The sequence below is a fragment of the Mesorhizobium bavaricum genome (genome assembly GCF_056781655.1).
On record NZ_CM165566.1, the window covers coordinates 2,663,274 to 2,685,989 of the forward strand.

The following is a 22,716-nucleotide window of genomic DNA, read 5'->3' on the forward strand; positions in this document are numbered from 1 at the left end:
GGATTTGGCATGAAGAAGATTCTCACCTCGCTGGCGCTGATCGGCCTTGTGGCCGCCGGCACTGGGGCCGCAGCCACTTGGGCGATCGCCGCCGAAGAGGCACACAACGCGGCCGCGCCGACGCATTTCCCGATCGACGAGCCGAAGGAGATGAACTGGAGCTTTACCGGCCCGTTCGGCACCTATGACAAGGCGCAACTGCAGCGCGGCCTGAAGGTCTACAAGGAAGTCTGCTCGGCCTGCCATTCGATGAATCTGGTGGCATTCCGCACGCTTTCGGACCTCGGCTATTCGGACGCCCAGATCAAGACGCTGGCGGCCGAGTACACGATCCATGACGGCCCCAACGATGCCGGCGACATGTTCGACCGCCCCGGCAAGCCGTCCGACCATTTCCCGGCGCCCTTCGCCAACGAGGAAGCCGCCGCTGCCTCCAATGGCGGCGCCGCTCCGCCCGACATGTCGCTGCTGGCCAAGGCACGCGGCGTCGAGCGCGGCTTTCCGCAATTCGTCTTTGACATCTTCACCCAGTATGCCGCGGGCGGGCCCGACTACATCCACTCGCTGCTGACCGGCTACGACGAGACGCCGCCTGCCGGCATGGTGATACCGGAAGGCACCCACTACAACCCGTACTTCATGTCCGGCGTGTCGCTGAAAATGCCCAAGCCGCTCTCCGACGGCCAGGTGACCTATGACGACGGCGCGCCGCAGACCGTTGACCAGTATTCCCGTGACGTGTCGGCCTTCCTGATGTGGGCGGCCGAGCCGCACATGGAAGACCGCAAGAAGACCGGGTTCCGCGTGCTGGTGTTTCTGCTCCTGTTCGGCGCGCTGGTCTATCTCACCAAGCGCAAGGTGTGGGAAGGCGTGGCGCACTAAGCCGCACACAGCCATGTGATCGCAAGGGGCGCCGAAAGGCGCCCTTTTGCATTTGTGGAGAGCGGTGGTGTCACATGGCCGTCACTTGCGTCTGGCGATCCTGTGCCGCTCTCATCAAAGGATCGCACCCATGAAAAGATACGCATCGCTCGCGGCAGGCCTGCTGCTGCTCATCGTCGGCTCGGCCGCGCAAGCGGAAGACGCCCAGCCCTTCGTCACCAGCAAGGATATCGACCTGACGATGATCCTGCCGCCGCCGCCGGCAAACGATTCGGCGCAGACCAAGGCCGAACTCGGCGAGGTGCTGACGCTGCAGGTGACGCGCACGCCCGAGATGGTGGCCAGCGCCGTTGCCGATGCCGAGGAGAATGTCTGGCGCTTCGCCAACGTCATGGGGCCGAGATTCAACAAGGAGACACTGCCGAAATTCAGCGCTTTCTTCGATCGCGTGGTGGCCACAGAAGGCGCTGTCGTTGATCCGGCCAAGGATGTCTGGAAGCGTCCGCGTCCGCACCAGCTCAGCGACCTCGTCAAGCCCGCGGTCAAGCTGTCGAGCTCCGGTTCGTGGCCTTCGGGCCACGCGACCGTCGGCACGATGATGGGCATCATCCTGTCCGACATGGTTCCGGAAAAGCGCGCCGCGATCATGGCGCGTGCGGCTGAATACGCCCACAATCGTGAGGTCGGCGGCATCCATTACGCCTCCGATATCGAGATGGGCAAGATTTCGGGCAACGTCATTGCCGCGGTCCTGCTCAACCGGGATGACTTCAAAGCCGAATACGAGGTGGCCAAGGCCGAGCTTCGTTCCGATCTCGGCATGTGATCTTCGCCGGCAGTCGATTTTCGATGAAAGGGGCGCTTCGGGCGCCCCTTTTTGTGCTCGCGGCCAGGGCTCGGGCGGCAGCTTGGCAATTAGGCCGTTGGCACGATGACTTCCGGTTGATATTCGACGCAGGAAACGATGGCGACGGCTCGCCTCACCATGGCATTTGGAATCGATGATGCGGCTCAGCGACTGTCACAATTTTTCCGACTTCCGCCGCATGGCGCAGCAACGGCTGCCGGGGCCGATCTTCAACTACATCGACGGCGCGGCGGACGACGAGGTCACCTATCGCCGCAACACCGAAAGCTTCGAGACCTGCGACCTGGTTCCCAACGTCCTGCGCGGGGTCAGCGAGATCGACATGTCGGTGACGGTGATGGGCCAGAAGCTGGCGATGCCGGTCTACTGCTCGCCGACCGCCTTGCAACGGCTGTTCCATCATCAGGGTGAGCGGGCGGTCGCCAAGGCCGCCGCCAAATACGGGACGATGTTTGGCGTGTCCTCTCTTGGCACCATCAGCCTCGAGGAGGTGCGCAGGATCAGCAGCGGCCCGCAGGTCTATCAGTTCTACTTCCACCGGGATCGCGGCCTCAACCGGGCGATGATGCAGCGGGCAAAGGAGGTTGGCGTCGAAGTGATGATGCTGACCGTCGACAGCATCACCGGCGGCAACCGTGAGCGCGACAAACGCACCGGCTTTGCCATTCCCTTCAAGCTCAACCTGGCCGGGATGACGCAGTTCGCGCTCAAGCCGGGCTGGGCGCTAAACTATTTCACGCATGAGGGCTTCAAGCTGCCGCAGCTCGACGAGCATGTCGATATGGGGGGCGGCACCATGTCGATCAGCCGCTATTTCACCGAGATGCTCGATCCGTCGATAACGTGGGATGATGTCGCCGAGATGGTCAGGCTATGGTCGGGCCCGTTCTGCCTCAAGGGCATCATGTCGGTGGAGGATGCCAGGCGCGCCGTCGAGATCGGCTGCAGCGGCATCGTGCTGTCGAACCACGGCGGCCGCCAACTGGATGGCTCGCGAGCGGCTTTCGACCAGCTTGCCGAGATCGTCGATGCGGTCGGCGACCGGATCGACGTCATCATGGATGGCGGTGTGCAGCGCGGCACGCATGTGCTGAAGGCGCTGTCGCTCGGCGCCAAGGCGGTCGGCGTCGGCCGCTACTATTTGTTTCCGCTGGCGGCGGCCGGCCAGCCAGGCGTCGAACGGGCGCTCGAACAGATGCGGGTCGAGATCGAACGCGGAATGAAGCTGATGGGCTGCAGTTCGATCGAACAATTGTCGCGCAAGAACCTCCGTTTCAGGTAATCTCGAACCATGAAATCCTCCCTCGAAGACACACTGCTTGCCGCGATCCGCACCATCCCGGACTATCCCAAGCCCGGCATCCTGTTTCGCGACATCACCACGCTGCTCGGCAATGCTCGCGCCTTCCGCCGCGCCATCGACGAGCTGGTGCATCCCTATGCCGGCCAGAAGATCGACAAGATCGCCGGCATCGAAGCGCGTGGCTTCATCCTAGGCGGCGCCGTCGCCCATCAGCTCTCGGCCGGCTTCGTGCCGATCCGCAAGAAGGGCAAGCTGCCTTTCGAGACGGTGCGCGTCGCCTACAGCCTGGAATACGGGCTGGACGAGATGGAGATGCACAAGGACGGCGTCTCACCCGGCGAGAAGGTGATCCTGGTCGACGATCTGATCGCCACCGGCGGCACCGCGGAAGCGGCGGTCAAGCTGCTGCGCCAGATCGGCGCCGACATCCTTGCCGCCTGCTTCGTCATCGACCTGCCGGACCTTGGCGGCCGCGCCAAGCTCGAAGCGCTCGGTGTGCCGGTGAGGACGCTGATCGGGTTTGAAGGCCACTGAGTGGCGCTTCTTACCTTCTCCCCTGGGCTTAGAACGCCCTGAGCTATGCGAAGGGCAGATGACCGATTTCAACCGCCCGGCCGGGTTCCCCGCTGCTTCGCAGCGTCCCGGCGTTCGTCGGCCCTTCATCGTGCCACTGGCACGATGAATTCGCTTACGCGAACCGGCTACTCCACCTTCACCAATACGGCGCTTTCGAACTCCAGCACTTTGTCGCCGGCCGAATCGAAGGCCTCGGAACGCAGCGCCAGCAGCCGCCAGCCGGGGCGCGATGCGATCGGGCGGTGGGAAAGCGCCGTGCGCGTGAAGGTGATGGTTTGCCCGGCATAGACCGGCTTCAGCCACTTCAGGTTCTTGAAGCCGGGCGAGGGGCCGAATTCCGGCACCGGGCCGGGGCCGCTCCACGCCGCGACCTCGGCGTCCATGCGGTTTTCCAGATTGAGTTTCATCCAGGTCGCGGCGGTGTGCCAGCCGGACGCGCAGAGCCCGCCGAGCACGCTTTTCTTCGCGGCCTCCTCGTCTATATGGAAGATCTGCGGGTCGTATTTGCGGGCGAACGCCTTGATCGCTTCGGGCTCGAATGTATGCGAGCCCAGGGTAACGGTGGTGCCGATGCGGAAGAATTCGTCGAGGGTCATGAACGGCTCCCGGCGGCATCACGCAGCAGGAACATGACGGAGTTCTCGAGCTCGAAGACGCTTTCGCCACGCTGGTTGAGGAGTTCACTGCGCATCGTCACGAAGCCGAGTTGCGGCTTCGATTTCGACAGGCGCTTGGCAACGACCACCAGGCTGCCGGTGAGCATGTCGCCGGCCAGGACCGGCTTCTTCCATTTGACCTGATCGACGCCGGGCGCGCCCTGGCAAGTGGAGTCCAGCAGGAAGGCATCGCACAGCATGCGCATGAACATGGCGCAGGTGTGCCAGCCCGACGCCGCCAGCCCGCCAAGGATACTGGCCTTCCCGGCCTCTTCATCAAGATGCATTGGTTGCGGGTCGAACTCCCCGGCGAATTCGATGATCTCGGCGGCGCTGACCAGCTTGCTGCCGAGATCGAGCGATGTGCCCTCGACGAAATCCTCATAGGCCCAGGTTTTTGCGGTCATGTCTGGTATCCGGTTCATAGACCCACGATTTCGGATCGGGGTTTCCGGATGCAGGCAGGGCGCCGTTTGGTCAAGAGATTTCTATGGCGCCACGTCGTGGCTGCACGGCCTTTGGCGGACCAGTCAGAGCCAGCCGCGGCGGCGGAAATACCAGAAGGGCAGGATCGCCGACAGCACCATCATGGCAATGGCGAAGGGGTAGCCCAGTTCCCATTTCAGCTCGGGGATGACGTCGAAATTCATGCCGTAGATCGAAGCGACCAGCGTCGGCGGCAGGAAGATGACGGCGGCGACAGAGAAAATCTTGATGATGGCGTTCTGCTCGATCGAGATCATGCCGAGCGTGGCATCGAGCAGGAAGCTGATCTTCTGCGACAGGAAGGTGGCGTGGTCGGCGAGCGACAGCACGTCGCGCGACAGCGTCTTGATGCGCGCCTTGGTGTCCTTGCTCATCTTGGTCCGGGTCGAGGCATGAGCGAAAAAGCCGGCGAGGCGTTGCAGCGAGATCAGGCTGTCGCGGATCGAGGAGGCGATGTCCTCCTTGCGGCCGATGGCTTTCAGGAGCTCCTGAAAGTCGCGATTGCGCTTGGAAACCTTGGTCGATCTCGCCTCGAAGATATCGCGCGAGATTGCCTCGATGTCACGGCCGGCGCGCTCCAGAATATCGGCCAGGCGATCGACGATCGCCTCCAGCAAGCCGATCAGGATGGTGTCGCCGCTGGTGCAACCCGTCGCCACCTTTTCGGCGCGCTGCGGAAAGGTCTTGAACGCCTTCGGTTCGTGGTAGCGCACGGTGATCAGCCTGGCGCCGGCCAGCACGAAGGTGACCGGCGACATCAGTGGGTCGTCGATCTCGGTCTGGGCAGGCAGGGTGGCGGTCATGAAGTAGGCGCCGTCCTCGACATAGAGGCGGCTCGAAATTTCGATCTCTTCCATCTCCTCGCGCGTCGGAATGGCGACGCCGAGCCAGCTCTCGATGGTTGCTTCCTCTTCCTTTGTCGGGTTGAGCAGGTCGGCCCAGACGACAGTGTCGCTGTTTGCCAGGAGATCATCGACGGCGCGCAGGCGGTCATTGTCCACGACGAAGGCCTTGATCATCGCCGGGTCTCCCTTGCTGGGGCCAAAGGGTGCGTTCTGAACGGACGCGTCATGTCGGATTGCACGAGACGGGCACTTTCGCCGAAAGCGCCGACCGTGTGCCCCAGCCGATTAGACCTGCGATGTGACAAGGTCAAGGCAGGCCAAAGCAGCGAAGGCCAAGGCTCCTTCCTCGTGTGCGAAGGGGGGTGGGACGGCAACCTTCGTCAGCATGCCAGCGTTGCCACATGCCCGGCGTGCGCGACCGCGATCGACCACGAGGCCGATACCAAGGCTGTTGGCTGGTTCAGGTGTTGAACTTGAACAGCAGGACGTCGCCGTCCTGGACGACATATTCCTTGCCTTCGTCGCGCGCCTTGCCGGCTTCCTTGGCCGCCACTTCGCCGCCGAGCGTGATGAAGTCGTTGTAGGCGATGGTCTGGGCGCGGATGAAGCCGCGCTCGAAATCGGTGTGGATGACACCGGCCGCCTGCGGCGCCTTGGCACCCTTGTGCACGGTCCAGGCGCGCGTTTCCTTCGGTCCGGCGGTGAAATAGGTGATCAGTTGCAACAGCTCGTAGCCGGCGCGGATGACCTTGTTCAGGCCGGGTTCGTCGAGGCCGAGCGAGGAGAGGAATTCCATCTCCTCCTCGTCCGAGAGCTGGGCCACTTCCGCCTCGATCGCGGCCGAGATCACCACGGTGCTGGCGCCTTGCGCCGCGGCCATCGTCTCCACGGCTCGGGTGTGCTCGTTGCCGGTGGCGGCGTCGGCCTCGGCCACGTTGCAGACATAGAGCACGGGATGCGAGGTCAGGAGGTTCAGTCCCTGCAGGATGCGCAGGTCCTCGGCGGCAATGCCCTTGAGCAGGATGCGGGTCGGCTTGCCGGCTTGCAGCAACTCAAGGGCTGCTTCCATCAGCGGCAGCACGGTGGTCGCTTCCTTGTCCTTGCTGCCGGCGCGCTTGCGGATCTGCACGATGCGGCGCTCGAGGCTGTCGAGGTCGGCGAGCATCAGCTCGGTCTCGACCGTCTCGGCGTCGGCAACGGGATCGATGCGGCCCTCGACATGGGTGATGTCGTCATCCTCGAAGCAGCGCAGCACATGCACGATGGCGTCGACTTCGCGGATGTTGGCGAGGAACTGGTTGCCCAGCCCTTCGCCCTTCGAGGCGCCGCGCACCAGGCCGGCGATGTCGACGAAGGAGATGCGGGTCGGGATGATCTCCTTCGACTTGGCGATGGCCGCAATCTTCTGCAGGCGCGGATCGGGCACCGCCACTTCGCCGGTGTTCGGTTCGATGGTACAGAACGGATAGTTGGCGGCCTGCGCCGCCGCCGTCCTGGTCAGCGCGTTGAAAAGCGTCGACTTGCCGACATTGGGCAAGCCAACGATGCCGCATTTGAAACCCATTTTTGTCCGGTCCTATCGGGAAATCGAAATTTGATCAGGGCTATGGGCGATAGGGCGGATGATCGTCAAGCCCTGTAACGCCGCATGCTCCTGCACTCAGTCCTTGTTGCCGAAGAGTTTCTTCAGCATCGCGGCCATCGGGCCGCTTTCCGGCAGCTTGACCGCCGGCTGCTGCGGGCGCGCCTGGCGGACGTGGCTTTGGCCTTTTGGGCTCTGGGCCTTCGGCACCTTGGGCGGCGGGCGGTCATCGTCGCCGGTCGGCACGAGCTTGTCGCGCAAAGCCAGAGTCACGCGGTTCATGAAGGAATTGTCGTCGCCCTTGGCCAGCAATCCGGCGTCGTCGGCGATCGAGTCGAGCAGCACGTCCAGCCATTCGTGGTCCGCCTTGGCAAAATCGCCAAGCACATGGCCATGCACCATTTCCTTGACGCCGGGATGGCCGACGCCGATGCGCACGCGGCGATAGTCCTTGCCGACATGCTGGTCGAGCGAGCGGATGCCGTTGTGGCCGCCGGAACCACCGCCGACCTTGACCCGCAGCTTGCCGGCGGCAAGGTCGATCTCGTCATAGAAGACAGTCAGCGCCGAAGGGCCGAGCTTGTAGAAGCGCAGCGCTTCGCCAACGGATTGGCCGGACAGGTTCATAAAGGTCTGCGGCTTGATCAGGATAATCTTCTCGCCGGCAAGCGTGCCTTCGGCGATCAGGCCCTGGAACTTCTTCGACCAGGGCGAAAAGGAATGGCGGCGGGCGATTGCGTCCGCCGCCATGAAACCGACATTGTGCCTGTTATCGGCGTATTTCGCGCCCGGATTGCCGAGACCTGCAAACAGCAGCATCGTCTGCTCCGGGCGTGAAAGAGTTACTTCTCTTCGGCGGCAGGCGCCGCTTCAGGGGTCGCTACTTCAGCCGTGACTTCCGTCTCCGGCTTCATCGCCGAAGAACCGGCAATCGTCGCGATGGTGAAGTCGCGGTCGGAGATGACAGGCTTCACACCGGCCGGCAGCTTGACCGCCGAGATGTGGATCGAATCGCCGATGTCGGTGCCGGTGAGATCGACGGTGATGAATTCCGGGATCGCATTGGCCGGGCAGTGGAACTCGACTTCGTGACGCACGATGTTGAGCACGCCGCCGCGCTTGATGCCGGGCGACTTGTCCTCGTTGATGAAGTGGACAGGCACGTCGACATTGACCTGGGTGTCCTTGCCGATGCGCAGGAAGTCGACATGGACAGGGAAATCCTTGACCGGGTCGAGCTGGAAGTCCTTCGGCAGGACCTGGATCTTCTTGCCGTCGACATCGATCGTGGCGATCGTGGTCAGAAACCCGCCGCCATGGATCTTGTAGTAGATGTCCTTGTAGGTGAGCGCGATGGCCAGGGGAGGCTGCTTGTCACCATAAATTACTGCAGGCACTTTACCGTTGCGGCGAACTGCACGGGCGGACCCCTTACCGACCTGTTCGCGTGCTTCGGCCTTGAGCTCGTAAGTGTCGTGGCTCATGGCATTTCCTTTCGGTTTGTTCTGGAGCGTTCGCGGCCGGCAACGTGCTTGGCCGTAAACGTCGAAAGCCGCCGGGTGAGGCGGCTTTCCGCCGCGTTGCCTCCAAGGGTGTCTACGCGGGTGGCGGCTCTATAGCGGAAGGCGGCCGGAGGTGCAAGCCAAAGGCTAGCCGCGCTTTTCGATCACGGCGTACAGCACGTTGCGGTTCTCGCCAAAGAACACCTGAGCGTTGACGGCGTTGCGGTCGACGCTGGCATTGACGATGTTCCACATGTCGACCTCCGATCGCAGCAGCAACACCCAGTCCATGAACGTTTCGCGGTATCCGGCGTCAGGATTGCCCTCCGCGTAGTTCGCGAACAGGAATGTCCCGTTCGGCTTCAACATCTGCAGGCAGGTTTTCGTGAGCTTCACGGCGACGTTGTGCGCGAGGTAGTCGTAAAGGCCGGAAGCGTAGATCAAGTCGAACTTGCCCAGCTTGTGGCCCCTGGTGAGCACGGTTCGCACCGAGCCGTCGATGGCCTCGACCGCGGTGCCCTGGAAGTCGCGCGCGATCAATCCAACGCTCTGAGGATCCTGATCGAGCGCAACCCAACGCTTGAGGCGGCCCTCCGCCAAGGCGGTCGAACGATTGGCCTCCCGCAGATGGCCGGCCGCGATCGCCAGAACCTCGGTTTGCGCTCCGTTCTTGGCCGCACTCTCATCGACGTACCGGGTCAAGAGATCGCGTCGTTCCCGGGCCGCGACGCATGACGGCACGTCCTGGGTATGGGTATAAAGCGCCTTGCCGATCTCCGAGGCGTTTGCCACGCTCTCGGCCACGTGCGGATCGCAATAGATGTAGTCGAGCAACTCCGCGTCGCCAGAATACCCTCTGGGCTTGCTGAAGGACCAGCGCGTCAGTGGATCCTCGAGAAAGTACTCCAGGATCGGGTGGTTCTGCACCACCGGTATCAATGCTTGCCAAACGTCGGGATGAACCTTGGAACGCGTCGCGTTGAGGTACGACATCAGACGGCGAATGATCTCGGCGGGGTCCTTTCGCTGTTCGATTTGCTGGTGTGTCGCGTGGAGAATGAGGGCGAGTTCGACGCGAGCGTTTTCGAATGCTTCGCCGTGATGCTCAAGCGTTCCTCGACGGAGACTGTTGGCGATCATCTTGGCAGTAATCAGGCTTTTGCCATCAAACACGGTTTGCAACGCATCACTCCATAGTTAACAGTCAGTTAACTTATTGCGTAGAATGCTCCATTTGCCAATGCCGGGTCGAACGCATTTTATCGGTATGATTAATTTCCCGCAAACCATGTTCGATCGTTAGTCAGATTCCGGGTCGGATTCCGCGTTCGAGTTAACGGAAACTTGTCTTGCGCGATTGCATTTGTTTGTCCGGCGTCGCAATCGCTGTCACGTCCCGAGGAGCCGGCCTGCGTGGGGGCAGAAGCTAGAGATGAGTTCGGAATACAAGATCCTCTTCAACCGGGGTTTGGTGTGATGGACGAACGCGTGGCATCCGTATTGGCCGAAGCTGTTGATGCGGAACCGTACGAACCGCGCTACGAACTGGCGTCCGACGAGCTACGCGCCCTTTACCGCACGGAAGCCCAAACGACGCGAAGAGGGGAAGCCAGGCCCGGGCTTTGGATGGCCGTTGCCATCTATGTGCTGTTTTCGGCAACGGACCTCCTGCTCATTCCAGATGTGGCCGCCTACACGATCACGGCGCGCTTCGCGGTCGGACTGACCGCGCTTTTGATCCTGGAAGAGCAGCTTCGCCGGGGCGTCGGGACGGAATGGCTCGACATAACTTGCGCCGGGGCCATTATCTTTGGCTATGTCGGCTGGTTGTCCCCAGCAGTCATGGGGGCGGAAAAGGAAAGTGTCTCCTACTATATGGTCTTCGGCACCATCTTCATGATGAGTGCCAATCTATTCTTCACATTTAGATTTAAGGTTTCTATTATAACCTCAACTATAATATTATGTATATTGTACATCGTAAACTACTTTGTGCCTTCTACGCTAACTTACAAAATGGTGTTTGGGACATTCTACATCTCTTGCTTCACGTTTACCTCATACGTGAATTGGAAACTGAATGAGGAGCGCTTCAACGTCTTCCTGAATGCCCTGGAAGCCAAAATTCAGCACAACGAGGCGACCGAACGCGGCAAGGCCCTGCTGAGACTGTCGCGGACCGATCCACTCACGGGTCTGGAGAACCGGCGGGCGATCGACGAAAAGCTGCGGGATTACTGGAGCGACTGGCAGCGGGTTGGCACCAGTTTTGGAGCGATCCTCATCGACGTGGACTTCTTCAAAAAGTTCAATGACTGCTACGGCCATCAGGAAGGCGACCGTTGCCTGATCCATGTCGCCAATGCCCTTAGCGAGATGATCAAGCAGTACAATGGCTCTATCGGCCGCTACGGCGGTGAAGAATTCATTGTCCTGGCTCGCGTGGAGAAAAAAGAGCAGATCATGGATCTCGCGGAAGCCATTTGCAGCACGGTGGAGAACCTGGCGCTTACCCACGAGCTGCGGCGCGGGACGGGGTCTCCATTGTGACAGTGAGCGTTGGCGCTGCCTTCACCAGGACGCAGACAGGCGCCAAGCTGGAGAAGATCATCCACGAAGCCGATCGCGCGCTCTATCTGGCAAAAGCCGGTGGTCGGAATTGTGCCCGGCTGTTTGACCCGACCGATCCCCAGAGCAGCGACGAGAGTGAGAATATTGCAGCTCTGCTGAAGATCGCGGTTGGCCAGAATCTGGTTTCGCTCGTTTATCAACCGATCCAGGATGTCAAATCAGGCCGGGTTGAGGCCGTAGAGGCTCTGATGCGCCTCAAGATGCTGGACGGAACATCGGTTCCGCCGAGCCTGTTCATTCCCGTCGCGGAACGAACCGGCGCGATCCTGGCACTCGGGCGCTGGGCAATCAGGACAGTGTGTGCCGAGCTTCTGGCGGACGACCATGTCCGTGTCGTGAGTGTCAACGTCTCTCCAATTCAGCTCAAGACACCTGGCTTCGCAACGTCTGTCGCGATTTTGGGCGAGACCGGCGTCGCCGGCAGCAGGCTGGCCTTCGAAATCACCGAAGGGCTGGAGATGGAGATGCACTCGGACATTCTTCGCTGCATCAGCGACCTGAAGCTGCTCGGGATCAAGATATGGCTTGATGACTTTGGAACGGGCTTCGCAGGCCTTTCGTGGCTTCGTCTGATCGATTTCGATACGGTGAAGATCGACCGCTCGTTCCTTCACGACTGCAGCACCCCGAACGGCAGGGCAATGCTCCAGGACATCATTACCCTGGTCCGAAATCGCGGCCACAAAATCCTGGTCGAAGGCGTGGAAACCGACGAGCAGATGGCCCTTATGAGCGAATTCGGCATAGACAAGGTCCAGGGCTTTCATGTCGGCCGTCCCGCTCCCGCCGTCAGTTTCCAGGCCAAGCGGACCATTCGCAAACGCCCATTTACCGTCCTCAAGTCCGCATGATAGCGGCGCGGGCGGCGGCATTGCGGCCGCGCCTCCTTCCAGCATCCGGGCTTATCGGGCCCCGGTCAACGCGTCGCGCAACGCCTGGATCTGCCGGTTCAGGGTATCGAGTTGTGCCCGCGTCATGCCCGAGCGCTCGATCAGGGTCTCATTCAGGCAGTTGCACTGGACCAGCAGCGCGCGTCCGGTTGCGGTCAGGTCGACCTGCACCTGGCGCTCGTCGACCTGGCTGCGTTGGCGGGTCACCAGCCCGGCTTGTTCCATCCGCTTCACCAGCGGCGTGACCGTGCTCGATTCCAAAGCGAGCCGGTGGGCGATCGAGCCGACCGACATGCCGTCGGTCTCGCCCAACGCGTTCAGCACGAGATATTGCGGATAGGTGATCCCCATCTCGTCCAGCATCGGCTTGTAGGTGCGATTGATCGCCATGCTGGTGGCGTAGAGGGTGAAACAGAGCTGATTGTCCAACGGGAGAGGCACGACGCATTCCTTCTTGCCGATATGGCCTTCAACTCGGTACCACGAAAAATGATATCGCGATAATATTTCCCATGGACAAGGGGAGCGAGCTGCGCTAGGCGTATAGATATCGCGATACTGTTTATCGCGACAGCAATCAAAGGGAGATTGAGATGACCTCGCAATCCAAGCCCGGCTCCGGCAGCGGCACGATCACAACCAAGGACGGAACGCAGATCTATTACAAGGACTGGGGAACCGGTCAGCCGATTGTCTTCCATCACGGCTGGCCATTGAGCAGCGATGACTGGGATGCCCAGATGCTGTTCTTCCTGTCCAAGGGCTACCGGGTCATTGCCCACGATCGCCGCGGCCACGGCCGCTCAACCCAGACGGATATCGGCAACGAGATGGACACCTATGCCGCCGATGTCGCGGCACTGGCGGCGCATCTGGACCTCAAGGACGCCATCCATGTCGGCCATTCAACCGGCGGTGGTGAGGTGGCGCGCTATGTCGCCCAGTATGGCGCGGGTGGTCGTGTCGCTAAGGCGGTGCTGATCGGCGCGGTGCCGCCGATCATGCTCAAGACCCCGGCCAATCCCGGCGGCCTGCCGATCGAGGTCTTCGACGGGTTCCGTGCCGCACAGGCAGCCAACCGCGCGCAGTTCTTTCGCGATGTTCCGGCCGGCCCGTTCTATGGTTTCAACCGCCCGGGCGCGGAAGTCTCGCAGGGGATCATCGACAATTGGTGGCGCCAGGGCATGATGGGTGGCACCAAGGCACACTATGATTGCATCAAAGCCTTCTCCGAGACCGACTTTACCGAGGACCTGAAGGCAATCGACGTGCCGGTGCTGGTCATGCACGGTGACGACGACCAGATCGTCCCCATCGCCGACTCGGCGCTGCTGGCGATCAAGCTGCTCAAGAAGGGCGAACTCAAGGTCTACAAGGGTTTCCCGCATGGCATGGCCACGACCCATGCCGATATCATCAACGCCGACCTGCTGGCCTTCTTCAAGGCCTAGGATTTCGCTAGACAGAAAGATGCACCCGCCATGTGGCGGGTGCATCCGTGTAAGGCCCTGCCGATTCAGGCAATGCTCAGGCCGCCGTCGATCAGCATTTCCGCACCGACCATGAACGGGCATTCGTCCGAAGCCAGAAACACCACCGCATTGGCAATTTCCTCGGCGGTTCCGAAACGGCCCGCGGGCACCAGGCCGACCACCGCTTTCGCGCGTGCCTTCGCCGCTGCCGGATCCAGCCCAAGTTTGTCGTTGAGCGGTGTGTCGATCGGGCCCGGGCTGATTACGTTGGCGCGGATGCCGCGCCCTATCAGTTCGCCAGACAGCGTTCGCGCCAGCGAAATCATGCCTGCTTTGGCCAGCGAATAGACGTGCGTTCCTGCCATTCCCATATGCGCGTTGACCGAGCCGCTGAGGATGATCGACGACGGGTTCGAAAACAGGGGAAGGAGCGCCTTGACCAGGAAGTACGGCCCCTTGAGGTCGACATCGATGCTCCTGTCGAACGCTGCCTCGGTCCAGTCGCCAAGCGGGCGCAGATCGGCGATGCCGGCGTTGAGGAAGAGAGCGTCGAGCTTGCCGAAGGTTTCCCCGATCCGCCCTGCAATGTCGCTTTGGGCGGCGGCATCTCCGGCGTCGGCGGCGATGACAAGCACATCGCCGCCCAAGAAGTTGCGCGCCTCCTCGAGACGGCCCGCATTGGTGCCGGTGATGGCGACGCGCGCGCCTTCCTCGATGAAACGCCGCGCCGTCACCAGGCCGATGCCGCTGGTGCCGCCGGTAATCAGCGCGGCCTTGCCTTTGAGTCTGGACATAACAGATGCCTTTCCTCACTCGGAGCGCTGCGCATCGATCAGTCGCGCAGAGCCCGGTGCCTTATGTTCAACTTGAAGGCGTTCGCTGACCAGCCTAGCAGCGCCATTTGTGCGTTTTCGAACAATAGCAGGCTTTTCACCCGGCGCATGACGAAGAACAATTGAGGGCATGGCAGCTGCCACGCCCTCACGTCAATGTCCCGAACACCAGCTGATATTATCTGATCGCCGCCTCCAGCTTCCTGGCTTCCTTCATGTTCGGCAGGAACACGGTCAGCAGTCCAAGAAACGGCAAATACGAGCAGATCTGGAAGACGAACTCGATGCCCTTCATGTCGGCGACGACGCCGAGCACGGCGGCGGCGATGCCGCCCATGCCGAAGGCGAAGCCGAAGAAGATGCCGGCGATCATGCCGACACGTCCCGGTACCAACTCCTGCGCAAAGACGACGATGTTGGAGAAGGCCGACGACAGGATCAGGCCGATCAGCACCGTCAGCACCATCGTCCATTCGAGGTTGGCGTAGGGCAGGGCCAGCGTGAAGGGCAGCACGCCGACGATCGAGAACCAGATCATCGCCTTCTGCCCATAGCGGTCGCCAAACGGACCACCGAGCAGGATGCCCAGTGCCGAGGCGCCGAGGAACAGGAACAGCATGACCTGCGACATCTGCACCGAAACGCCGAACTTATGGATGGAGTAGAAGGTGTAGTAGCTGGCAAGGCTGGCGATGTAAGCGTTCTTGCTCAGCACCAGCAGCGTCAGCACCGCCAATGCCGACATCACCTTGCGGCGCGGGAAGGGCGAGACGAAGCTTGCTGTCTTGCGGTTGCCTTGCGCGGCGCGCAGACGGCTGTACCAGCCGCCGACCTGCCACAGCACGACGATGCCGATCAGCGAGCCGACGGCAAACCAGGCGATGCTTTCCTGGCCGAAGGGCACGACGATGAAGGCGGCCAGCAGCGGCCCCATGGACTGGCCGAAATTGCCGCCGACCTGGAACAGCGACTGCGCCAGGCCAAACCGGCCGCCGGAGGCGAAGCGGGCGATGCGCGAGGATTCCGGGTGGAAGATCGCCGAGCCGATGCCGATCAGCGAGGCGCCGATCAGAAGCAGCGTGTAATGCCCGGCATAGGCCAGCACGACCAGGCCGATCAGCGACGACGCCATGCCGTAGGGCAGCGAATAGGGCATCGGCCGCTTGTCGGTGATCATGCCGATCACCGGCTGCAGCAGCGACGCGGTCACCTGGAAGGTGAAGGTCAGGAGGCCGATCTGCCAGAAGTCGAGGCCGTAATTCTCTTTCAGCAAGGGATAGATGGCCGATAGCAGCGACTGCATGATGTCGTTGATGCAATGGCAGAAGCTCACCGCCAGGATGACGGTGAAGGCCGTCGCCTGGGCTGAAGCGTGACTGGCTGTCGCGGGTGGCGCGACACTGGCGGCTGTCGTATCGGTCAAAGCAGGCTCCGTGGTCTTTTTGGCGGGCATGCCCGCAGGGCAACATGGCGGACGCTCTCGCGGCCCGCCTTGGAGGACGGTTGCCTTATAAGCTGCTTGCGAGACGACTTCTTTCGTGGTTTGGTCCAATAGTTTCGCAAGTGGGCCATACCCAATGCCTCATGGCAGGGAAATCTTTCACGCCGGCAATGCCGATCTCGGGCAATTGCACGAAAGTCGCTGGCAGTGGCTGGAGCAAGTGGTCGGACCGGCGGTGGCCCTGCCGACCGAATACCCCGACGGCTACCATGTGCCGCAACACCGCCACAGCCGCAGCCAGCTGTTGCATGCGCTGGTCGGCGTCGTGCTGGTGACGACACGGCATGGGCGCTGGATGGTGCCGCCCGATCACGCGATGTGGATTCCGGCCGGTACCGAACATTCCGTCGAGATGCTGGGCGATGTCTCGATGCGTTCGGTCTATGTCATGCCGAAGGCTATTCCCGGGCTGCCGGAAGGCTTGCGCGTCGTCGGCGTCACCGACCTGATGCACAGCCTGATCGTGGAATCCGAGAAGTTGCCGCAGGGCGGCGTGCTGGAAGGACGTAGCGGGCTGATCATGAACCTCCTGCTGCACGAAATCCCGACCCTGCCGGAACGGCCGCTCGGCCTGCCGTTCCCGTCCGATCCCAGGCTGGCGACGCTCTGCCGGCGCTTCGTGGCGGCACCTTCGCCGCATGCGACGATCGACGAGTGGGCCGATGCCGCCGGCATGAGCCGCCGCTCCTTCACCCGCGCCTTCCAACGCCAGACCGGCCTGTCGCTGTCGACATGGCGCCAGCAGGCCTGTCTGTTCGCGGCGCTGCCGCGGCTGGCCGACGGCGAGCCGATCACCAGGGTGGCACTCGATCTCGGCTATGACAGCGTGCCGGCCTTCATCACCATGTTCAAGCGCATGCTGGGTGCCGCGCCGCGCGGCTATATGCGCGGCGCACGCGACAGCGGCGATGGCATTCGTCGGCCAAGCGGTTCGCTTCGACCCGAAAGCCCATGATTTCGTCGTGATGCCCGGCGGTTCAACCCGCGACCGGCTCGGGCAGGCTGGTGTGGACGGTCTCCCCGCCATGTGAGGCGGAAGCCGGTTCCCGGCCACGGCCATGTTGGCGTGGCGAACAACCCATGACCCGCTTGAAGGCGGTGCTGAAGGCGCTTTCGGATTCATAGCCGAGCGACAGCGCAATGACGGAAACGGGATCGCTGGAACTCGCCAGCCTGTCGCCGGCCAGCAGCATGCGCCAACGCGTCAGGTAGTCCATCGGCGAGGCGCCGACCATGGCCTTGAATTTCAGCGCAAAGGTCGATCGCGACATGCCGGACCGCTCGGCCAGCGCCTGCAACGTCCAGCCATGCGCCGGATCGTCGTGCATGGCACCGATCGCCGCGCCGATCTGCCTGTCGGCCAGGGCAAACAGCCAGCCGACGCCGCCTCGGATGCCCTCCGCCATATGCAGGCGCAAGGCCTCGATCAGGATCATGTGGGCGAGATGCTCGACGATGAGAAAGCCACCGGGCCGCCGTTCGCGCAATTCCTGCATCATCCGCTCCACCGGCCAGCGCAGCGCCGAGTGGTCCGAGTCGCTGCGGATGTGGACGATGGGCGGCAGTATCCGCAACAGGACGCCTGCATGGTCGCCTGACAGGGCGAAGCGGCTGCTGACCAGAAGGAAATCGCCGCCGCCATTGTGCGAGGTGACGCCGCCGGTGCGGGCAGGGGAAAAGATCGTGCGGGCGTCGACCGCCGGCAGCTCCATGTCGCTGGCAAGGCGGAAGGGCCGGCCGCGCGGCAGCAGGAAGCAGTCACCCGCCTCCAGCCGGACTGCATCCGAGACGCCCTCCACGGACAGCCAGCATTCGCCTGACACCACGGCACCGCATTTGATGGCCGCCTGCTGGTCGGGGAACTGGATCGACCAGTCGCCACCGGCCTCCAGGCCGGCGGACAAATAATTGCGCGGCTTCAGCAGCGACAGCACGTCTGAGAGCGGATCCATGGGTGTTCCGGACGATTGCGAAGATAATACGGACTTTACAGCATAGATCGTATTTCCTCAATCCCGTATCTCCTTCGGCAACGGGCTGCCCATACGGCCCTTGACTAAAACAAAGGAGAAATCGCGATGCGTGTTTTTGTAACCGGTGCCACTGGTTTTGTCGGTTCCGCGGTTGTTAGGGAGCTCGTTGGAGCGGGCCATCAGGTGCTCGGTCTTGCCCGTTCGGATGCAGGCGCCAGGTCGATCGTCGCCGCTGGCGCCAAGGCGCATCGCGGCGATATCGAGGACCTGGAGAGCCTGCGCAGCGGGGCGGCCCTTTCGGATGGCGTCATCCACACCGCCTTCAATCATGACTTCTCGAAATTCGCGGCAAGCTGCGAGGCGGACCGGCGCGCCATCGAGACGCTCGGGACGGAGCTCGAAGGCTCCGAGCGGCCCTTGCTCGTCACCTCCGGGCTGGCGCTGCTGACGCCGGCCGGCCGCATGGCGAGCGAGGACGACGCGCCTGTTCCTCCGTCCGCCTCCTATCCCCGTGCTTCGGAAGTTACGGCCGAAGCACTGGCGGCGCGCGGTGTGCGCGCCTCGGCGGTGCGCTTGTCACCGTCGGTCCACGGTGACGGCGATCACGGCTTCGTTGCGATGCTGATCGACATCGCGCGTCAAAAGGGTGTTTCGGCCTATATCGGCGACGGAATGAACCGCTGGCCGGCGGTGCACCGGCTCGACGCCGCCACGCTCTTCAGGCTGGCGCTCGAGAAGGGGGCCGGCGGAGCCCGGTATCACGGCGTCGCCGACCAGGGCGTGCCGACACGGGAGATCGCCGACATCATCGGCCGGCGCCTGAACCTGCCGGTGGTGTCCAAAACCCGCGAGGAAGCAGCCGACCATTTCGGCTTCCTCGGCCACTTCTTCGGCATGGATTGGCCTGCGTCCAGCGAGCAGACCCGCAATGTGCTGGGATGGCAGCCGACACAGCCTAGGTTGATTGCCGACCTCGATCGTCCCAGCTATTTCGAAGGTTGAGGCTGTTTCGGGACGAGTCTAGTCGAACAGGCTCGAAACCGATTCCTCGGTCGCCGTGCGCGAGATGGCTTCGCCCATCAGGTCGGCGATCGAGATGACGCGGATGTTGGGCGCGTCGAGCACGCCTTGCGTCGGCTGGATGGAATCGGTGATCACCAGTTCCTGCAGCTTCGAGCCGCTGATGCGGGCGACGGCGCCGCCCGACAACACACCATGGGTGATATAGGCGGTGACGCTGGTGGCGCCGTTGGCCAGCAGCGCATCGGCGGCATTGCACAGCGTGCCGCCGGAATCGACGATGTCGTCGATCAGCAGGCAATCCTTGCCGGCGACAGCGCCGATGATGTTCATGACTTCCGATTCACCGGGACGTTCGCGGCGCTTGTCGACGATGGCCAGTTGGGCATCGAAGCGCTTGGCCAGCGCGCGGGCACGCACCACGCCGCCGATATCGGGCGATACCACCACGACATTGCCGAGCTGCTTGTATTTCGCCTTCACGTCGCGGGCCATCACCGGCACCGAGAACAGATTGTCGGTCGGGATGTCGAAAAAGCCCTGGATCTGGCCAGCATGCAGGTCGAGCGTCAAGACGCGGTCGACGCCGGCGCGGGTGATCATGTTGGCGACCAGCTTGGCCGAGATCGGCGTGCGGCCGGAGGCGCGGCGGTCCTGCCTGGCGTAGCCGAAATAGGGAATCACCGCCGTGATGCGCTTGGCCGACGAACGCATGAAGGCATCGATCATGATGAGCAGTTCCATCAGGTGATCGTTGGTTGGAAACGAGGTCGACTGCAGGATGAAGACATCCTCGCCACGCACGTTTTCCTGGATTTCGACGAAGATTTCCTGGTCGGCGAAGCGCCTGACACTGGCCTTGCCCAACGGGATGTTGAGATAGCGGGCGACCGCCTCGGCCAGCACCCTGTTGGAATTGCCCGCGAAGAGTTTCATGCACGGTTCCTGGTGGAGGATGGCGAGACCTGACGGACTCGCCTGCGCCCTTTAACCGGGCTTTTAGCGGCCCGCGCCGGTATTGCAAGCGCCGAGATCGGGAATCCGCCGGCTAATCCTAAGAAAGCTTCGCGCCATCGCGGGCCGGCAACACCTCAGCCCGCCTTGCCGCCAAGAAACGCCGCGAACTGGTCGATGGTCTGGTCGGCGATCGTCTGCATGGTGGCCGGCGAGACCGCCTTCCAGCTGTCAGCGCCATTGACCGAAGGCGCCTTCATCTGGCCGTTGATGCGGTGCAGGCGGTTGCCGGCCGGGTCGTAGACGTCCCAGACATAGATGACGGTGGTGTCCTTGCCTTCCGAAATCGCCGAGAAATAACCTTTGAGCACATGGGTCGCGGTCTGGTCGCTGCTGCCGGCCAGCGTGATGCCGCGCTGCCTGGCACGTGTCTGCAGCTCCGCTGTTAGCGGCGTCGCGGCTTCCACCGAAGCGCCGACGATCGGCGCGATCTGCAGGCGGGTCTTCGACAGGACGGCAGCGCTTTGGGCTGGCGTGACCGGTGTGGCGGCGGTTGCAGGAGCGCCCGACGTGGTCGTGGCAGGGTCGGCGGGCGACGGGGCGGGGACGGCGGCGGCGCTGCCCTGGGGGGCTGGCGTCGAGGTCGCCGGCGGGGTGATGGCAGAGGGTTCGAGAACGTCCTTTGCGTTGGTGCAGGCGCCAAGAGCCAATGCCACAAGCAATGACACGGTCGTCACATGCGATCGTCTCATTTGCCTTCTAACTCCTTGGCGAAGAACGCCTCCCATTATGGATTCACTGTACGATCAAGTCGAGATCATGGCGGGAGAGCGGCTTCGGCTGGGATTCGGTGGTCAGGTAGGTGCGGCCTAGCGTCATTGCCGTCTCGGTGTCGGAATCCATGATGATCATATGGGCGAACAGCGTCATGTGCGGCGCGATCGGCTCGGGGTTGCCCTGATAGAACATCGGCATGTCCATCCAGGATGGCGTGAAGCGGGCGCCGACCGAGTAGCCGCAGGCATTCAGCCGGTGCTTGGTCAGGCCGTGCGCCTCCATGGTGCGGGCGTGGGCGTCGAACACGTCGCCGAAGCTGTTTCCAGGCGTCATCGCCTTTTCGACGGCCAGAAGGGCCGCGCGGGCGGCGTCGAACAGCTCCTGATGGCGCTTCGAGACCTTGCCGGTCAGCACCGTGCGCATCATCGGCGCATGATAGTGGTTGAAGACGCCGGCCCATTCGAGCGTCAGCTGGTCGTTCTTGGTGAGCTTGCGGCGGCCGGACTTGTAGCGGCAAAGCAGCGCGTCGACGCCGGAGCCGATGATGAATTCGTTGGCCGGATAGTCGCCGCCGCCGGCAAAGATCGCGCCCTGCATGGCGGCCAGGATCAGCGCTTCGTCGCCGCCCTGCTTGATCAGCGGCAAGGCAGCGTCCAGCGCGTCGTCGGAGAGGTTGGCGGCCTTCTCGGCCTTGGCGATCTCGGCCGGGCTCTTGAACAGGCGCAGCCGGCTGACAATGCCGGACGCGTCGGCGATCTGGCCGAAGGTCTGCAACTGCTCGTCCAGCCGACGGCCATTGAAGGCAGTAAGCCCATGGGTGTCGTATTCGACACCGATGCGGGCGCCGAGCAGGTCGAGCTCGTTGAGCAGATTGCGCAGGTCGACCGCCGGATTGGCGCCATTGCGGTCGGTCCACAGAACGATGTTGTCGATGATCGAGGTCTGGCGCGCCTGGCGCAGGTCGGCCGAGCGGGTCAAAAGCACCATCGAACCGTCGGCCTTCACCACCAGGCACTGGAAGAAGCAGAAGCCGAACGTGTCGTAACCGGTCAGCCAGTACATGCTTTCCTGCGCGAACAGCAGGATGGCGTCGAGCTTCTTTTCGGCCATCTCGATCATCAGCCGGTCACGCCGCGCGTCAAATTCCGATCGTTCAAAATGCAGCGCCATTATTTCCCCTCCAAAACGATTGCCGAAACCTGCCGGCCATAATCAGGCTCCTTGCGGTGCGTGGTGCGCCGGTAGGAGTAAAACAGCTCTTCCTCGGCATAGGTGCAGCGGCCGAGGCCTTCAGCGGCCACGCCGGCCCTGACCAGCCGGTCGACCGTGTAGCGGTTGAGGTCGAACATCGCATGGCCGGGATTTGCCGAGGGCGCGAAATAGTTGTCATTTCCAGCGTCGGCCTCGACGAAGCGGGCGACGAATTCCGGCCCGACCTCATAGTTCTCGGGGCCGATCGAGGGGCCGAGCACGGCAACGATGTTTTCGCGGCGGGCGCCGAGGCTTTCCATCGCCGCGATGGTGTTTTCGAGGACGCCGGTCAAGGCGCCTTTCCAGCCGGCATGTGCCGCGCCGATGATGCGCGCCTCAGCATCCGCGAACAGCACCGGGCCGCAATCGGCGGTCGAGGCGCCGACGGCGATGCCCGGCCGGTCGGTGACGATGGCGTCGGCCTTGGGGCGCTGGCCGGCAAAGGGCTCGCTGACGATGATGACGTCGGGCGAATGGATCTGCCAGGCGGTCAGCAGATGGCTTGCCGGCACGCCCATCCAGGCGGCGACGCGGCTGCGGTTTTCGGCCACCAGCGCCTGGTCGTCATTCGATCCGGTGCCGATGTTGAGGCCCTGGTAGATGCCGCTGGAAACACCGCCGACGCGGGTGAAATAGCCGTGGCGGATGCCTTGCGCCTGCGCCTTGTCCAGCAGGGGCGACCGAACGGGATCCGGTTTGGTCTGATTCAGCATG

General features: G+C 62.7%; 22 protein-coding genes and 1 pseudogene. 8 read left to right on the forward strand and 15 right to left on the reverse strand.

Going from position 1 to position 22,716, the window contains the following annotated elements:
• The first annotated feature begins 9 nt into the window (after positions 1-9).
• From AC1RZR_RS12880 to AC1RZR_RS12895, 4 genes are all read left to right on the forward strand, one after another.
• On the forward strand, positions 10-882 hold the full coding sequence (locus tag AC1RZR_RS12880) for a cytochrome c1 (protein ID WP_477270232.1): 873 nt from the start codon (positions 10-12) through the stop codon (positions 880-882).
• Between the two features lie 130 nt (positions 883-1,012).
• A complete protein-coding gene (locus AC1RZR_RS12885) occupies positions 1,013-1,708 on the forward strand; it encodes an acid phosphatase (protein ID WP_477270234.1) in 696 nt (231 codons plus the stop codon).
• Between the two features lie 178 nt (positions 1,709-1,886).
• Positions 1,887-3,032 (forward strand): alpha-hydroxy acid oxidase, encoded by a 1,146-nt coding sequence (locus AC1RZR_RS12890; RefSeq protein WP_477270236.1) that lies wholly within the window; start codon positions 1,887-1,889, stop codon positions 3,030-3,032.
• A 9-nt stretch (positions 3,033-3,041) separates the two neighbouring features.
• On the forward strand, positions 3,042-3,587 hold the full coding sequence (locus AC1RZR_RS12895) for an adenine phosphoribosyltransferase (protein WP_111542869.1): 546 nt from the start codon (positions 3,042-3,044) through the stop codon (positions 3,585-3,587).
• A gap of 167 nt (positions 3,588-3,754) precedes the next feature.
• Here AC1RZR_RS12895 and AC1RZR_RS12900 read toward each other — a convergent pair whose 3' ends face one another.
• From AC1RZR_RS12900 to AC1RZR_RS12930, 7 genes are all read right to left on the reverse strand, one after another.
• Positions 3,755-4,225 carry a MaoC family dehydratase gene (locus tag AC1RZR_RS12900; RefSeq protein WP_477270238.1) on the reverse strand — a complete coding sequence of 157 codons (471 nt, stop codon included), beginning with the start codon at positions 4,223-4,225 and terminating at the stop codon, positions 3,755-3,757.
• Positions 4,222-4,692 carry a MaoC family dehydratase gene (locus tag AC1RZR_RS12905; RefSeq protein ID WP_477270240.1) on the reverse strand — a complete coding sequence of 157 codons (471 nt, stop codon included), beginning with the start codon at positions 4,690-4,692 and terminating at the stop codon, positions 4,222-4,224. Before AC1RZR_RS12905 ends, AC1RZR_RS12900 begins: the two co-directional genes overlap by 4 nt.
• A 123-nt stretch (positions 4,693-4,815) precedes the next feature.
• Complete coding sequence (corA, locus tag AC1RZR_RS12910; protein ID WP_477270242.1) at positions 4,816-5,790, reverse strand: magnesium/cobalt transporter CorA; 975 nt, start codon at positions 5,788-5,790, stop codon at positions 4,816-4,818.
• Between the two features lie 286 nt (positions 5,791-6,076).
• On the reverse strand, positions 6,077-7,180 hold the full coding sequence (gene ychF / locus AC1RZR_RS12915) for a redox-regulated ATPase YchF (RefSeq protein WP_477270244.1): 1,104 nt from the start codon (positions 7,178-7,180) through the stop codon (positions 6,077-6,079).
• 96 nt (positions 7,181-7,276) lie between these two features.
• Complete coding sequence (gene pth / locus AC1RZR_RS12920) at positions 7,277-8,017, reverse strand: aminoacyl-tRNA hydrolase (protein WP_481828588.1); 741 nt, start codon at positions 8,015-8,017, stop codon at positions 7,277-7,279.
• 23 nt (positions 8,018-8,040) lie between these two features.
• Entirely contained in the window at positions 8,041-8,682 is a 642-nt protein-coding gene (locus tag AC1RZR_RS12925) for a 50S ribosomal protein L25/general stress protein Ctc (RefSeq protein ID WP_477270248.1), read from the reverse strand.
• A gap of 165 nt (positions 8,683-8,847) precedes the next feature.
• Positions 8,848-9,882, reverse strand: a complete 1,035-nt coding sequence (locus AC1RZR_RS12930; protein WP_481828589.1) for a class I SAM-dependent methyltransferase — start codon at positions 9,880-9,882, stop codon at positions 8,848-8,850.
• 306 nt (positions 9,883-10,188) lie between these two features.
• Between AC1RZR_RS12930 and AC1RZR_RS12935 the strand changes: the two are divergent.
• A pseudogene (locus AC1RZR_RS12935) lies at positions 10,189-12,182 on the forward strand (putative bifunctional diguanylate cyclase/phosphodiesterase).
• A gap of 51 nt (positions 12,183-12,233) precedes the next feature.
• Here the strand turns inward: AC1RZR_RS12935 and AC1RZR_RS12940 are convergent.
• Complete coding sequence (locus AC1RZR_RS12940) at positions 12,234-12,662, reverse strand: MarR family winged helix-turn-helix transcriptional regulator (RefSeq protein ID WP_481828590.1); 429 nt, start codon at positions 12,660-12,662, stop codon at positions 12,234-12,236.
• A 152-nt stretch (positions 12,663-12,814) separates the two neighbouring features.
• Here AC1RZR_RS12940 and AC1RZR_RS12945 point away from each other — a divergent pair, with 152 nt between their 5' ends.
• Positions 12,815-13,672 carry an alpha/beta fold hydrolase gene (locus AC1RZR_RS12945; RefSeq protein WP_477270254.1) on the forward strand — a complete coding sequence of 286 codons (858 nt, stop codon included), beginning with the start codon at positions 12,815-12,817 and terminating at the stop codon, positions 13,670-13,672.
• A gap of 65 nt (positions 13,673-13,737) precedes the next feature.
• Here the strand turns inward: AC1RZR_RS12945 and AC1RZR_RS12950 are convergent, their stop codons facing one another.
• Together AC1RZR_RS12950 and AC1RZR_RS12955 are read right to left on the reverse strand one after the other, a co-directional pair.
• Positions 13,738-14,487, reverse strand: coding sequence for an SDR family oxidoreductase (locus AC1RZR_RS12950; RefSeq protein WP_477270256.1), 750 nt, complete (start codon positions 14,485-14,487; stop codon positions 13,738-13,740).
• Positions 14,488-14,704: 217 nt separating this feature from the next.
• Positions 14,705-15,979: an MFS transporter gene (locus tag AC1RZR_RS12955; protein WP_481828591.1), complete on the reverse strand. Its 1,275-nt coding sequence runs from the start codon at positions 15,977-15,979 to the stop codon at positions 14,705-14,707.
• Positions 15,980-16,103: 124 nt separating this feature from the next.
• On the opposite strand from AC1RZR_RS12955, the gene AC1RZR_RS12960 reads away from it, so the two are divergent.
• The gene (locus tag AC1RZR_RS12960) at positions 16,104-16,982 is read left to right on the forward strand and encodes an AraC family transcriptional regulator (RefSeq protein WP_481828592.1); all 879 of its coding nucleotides are present in this window, start codon (positions 16,104-16,106) and stop codon (positions 16,980-16,982) included.
• Between the two features lie 22 nt (positions 16,983-17,004).
• On the opposite strand, the gene AC1RZR_RS12965 is transcribed toward AC1RZR_RS12960, so the two are convergent.
• The gene (locus AC1RZR_RS12965; RefSeq protein WP_481828593.1) at positions 17,005-17,979 is read right to left on the reverse strand and encodes an AraC family transcriptional regulator; all 975 of its coding nucleotides are present in this window, start codon (positions 17,977-17,979) and stop codon (positions 17,005-17,007) included.
• 126 nt (positions 17,980-18,105) lie between these two features.
• Between AC1RZR_RS12965 and AC1RZR_RS12970 the strand changes: the two genes are divergently transcribed.
• Complete coding sequence (locus tag AC1RZR_RS12970) at positions 18,106-19,002, forward strand: SDR family oxidoreductase (protein WP_481828594.1); 897 nt, start codon at positions 18,106-18,108, stop codon at positions 19,000-19,002.
• Positions 19,003-19,020: 18 nt separating this feature from the next.
• Here AC1RZR_RS12970 and AC1RZR_RS12975 read toward each other — a convergent pair whose 3' ends face one another.
• The 4 genes from AC1RZR_RS12975 to pgeF form a co-directional block, all read right to left on the reverse strand.
• On the reverse strand, positions 19,021-19,956 hold the full coding sequence (locus AC1RZR_RS12975; RefSeq protein ID WP_019860650.1) for a ribose-phosphate pyrophosphokinase: 936 nt from the start codon (positions 19,954-19,956) through the stop codon (positions 19,021-19,023).
• A gap of 155 nt (positions 19,957-20,111) precedes the next feature.
• On the reverse strand, positions 20,112-20,726 hold the full coding sequence (locus tag AC1RZR_RS12980) for a hypothetical protein (RefSeq protein ID WP_481828595.1): 615 nt from the start codon (positions 20,724-20,726) through the stop codon (positions 20,112-20,114).
• Between the two features lie 43 nt (positions 20,727-20,769).
• Positions 20,770-21,921: a M24 family metallopeptidase gene (locus AC1RZR_RS12985; RefSeq protein WP_481828596.1), complete on the reverse strand. Its 1,152-nt coding sequence runs from the start codon at positions 21,919-21,921 to the stop codon at positions 20,770-20,772.
• A complete protein-coding gene (pgeF, locus tag AC1RZR_RS12990) occupies positions 21,921-22,715 on the reverse strand; it encodes a peptidoglycan editing factor PgeF (protein ID WP_477270270.1) in 795 nt (264 codons plus the stop codon). The genes AC1RZR_RS12985 and pgeF overlap by 1 nt, the downstream gene beginning before the upstream one ends.
• Position 22,716 lies beyond the last annotated feature (1 nt).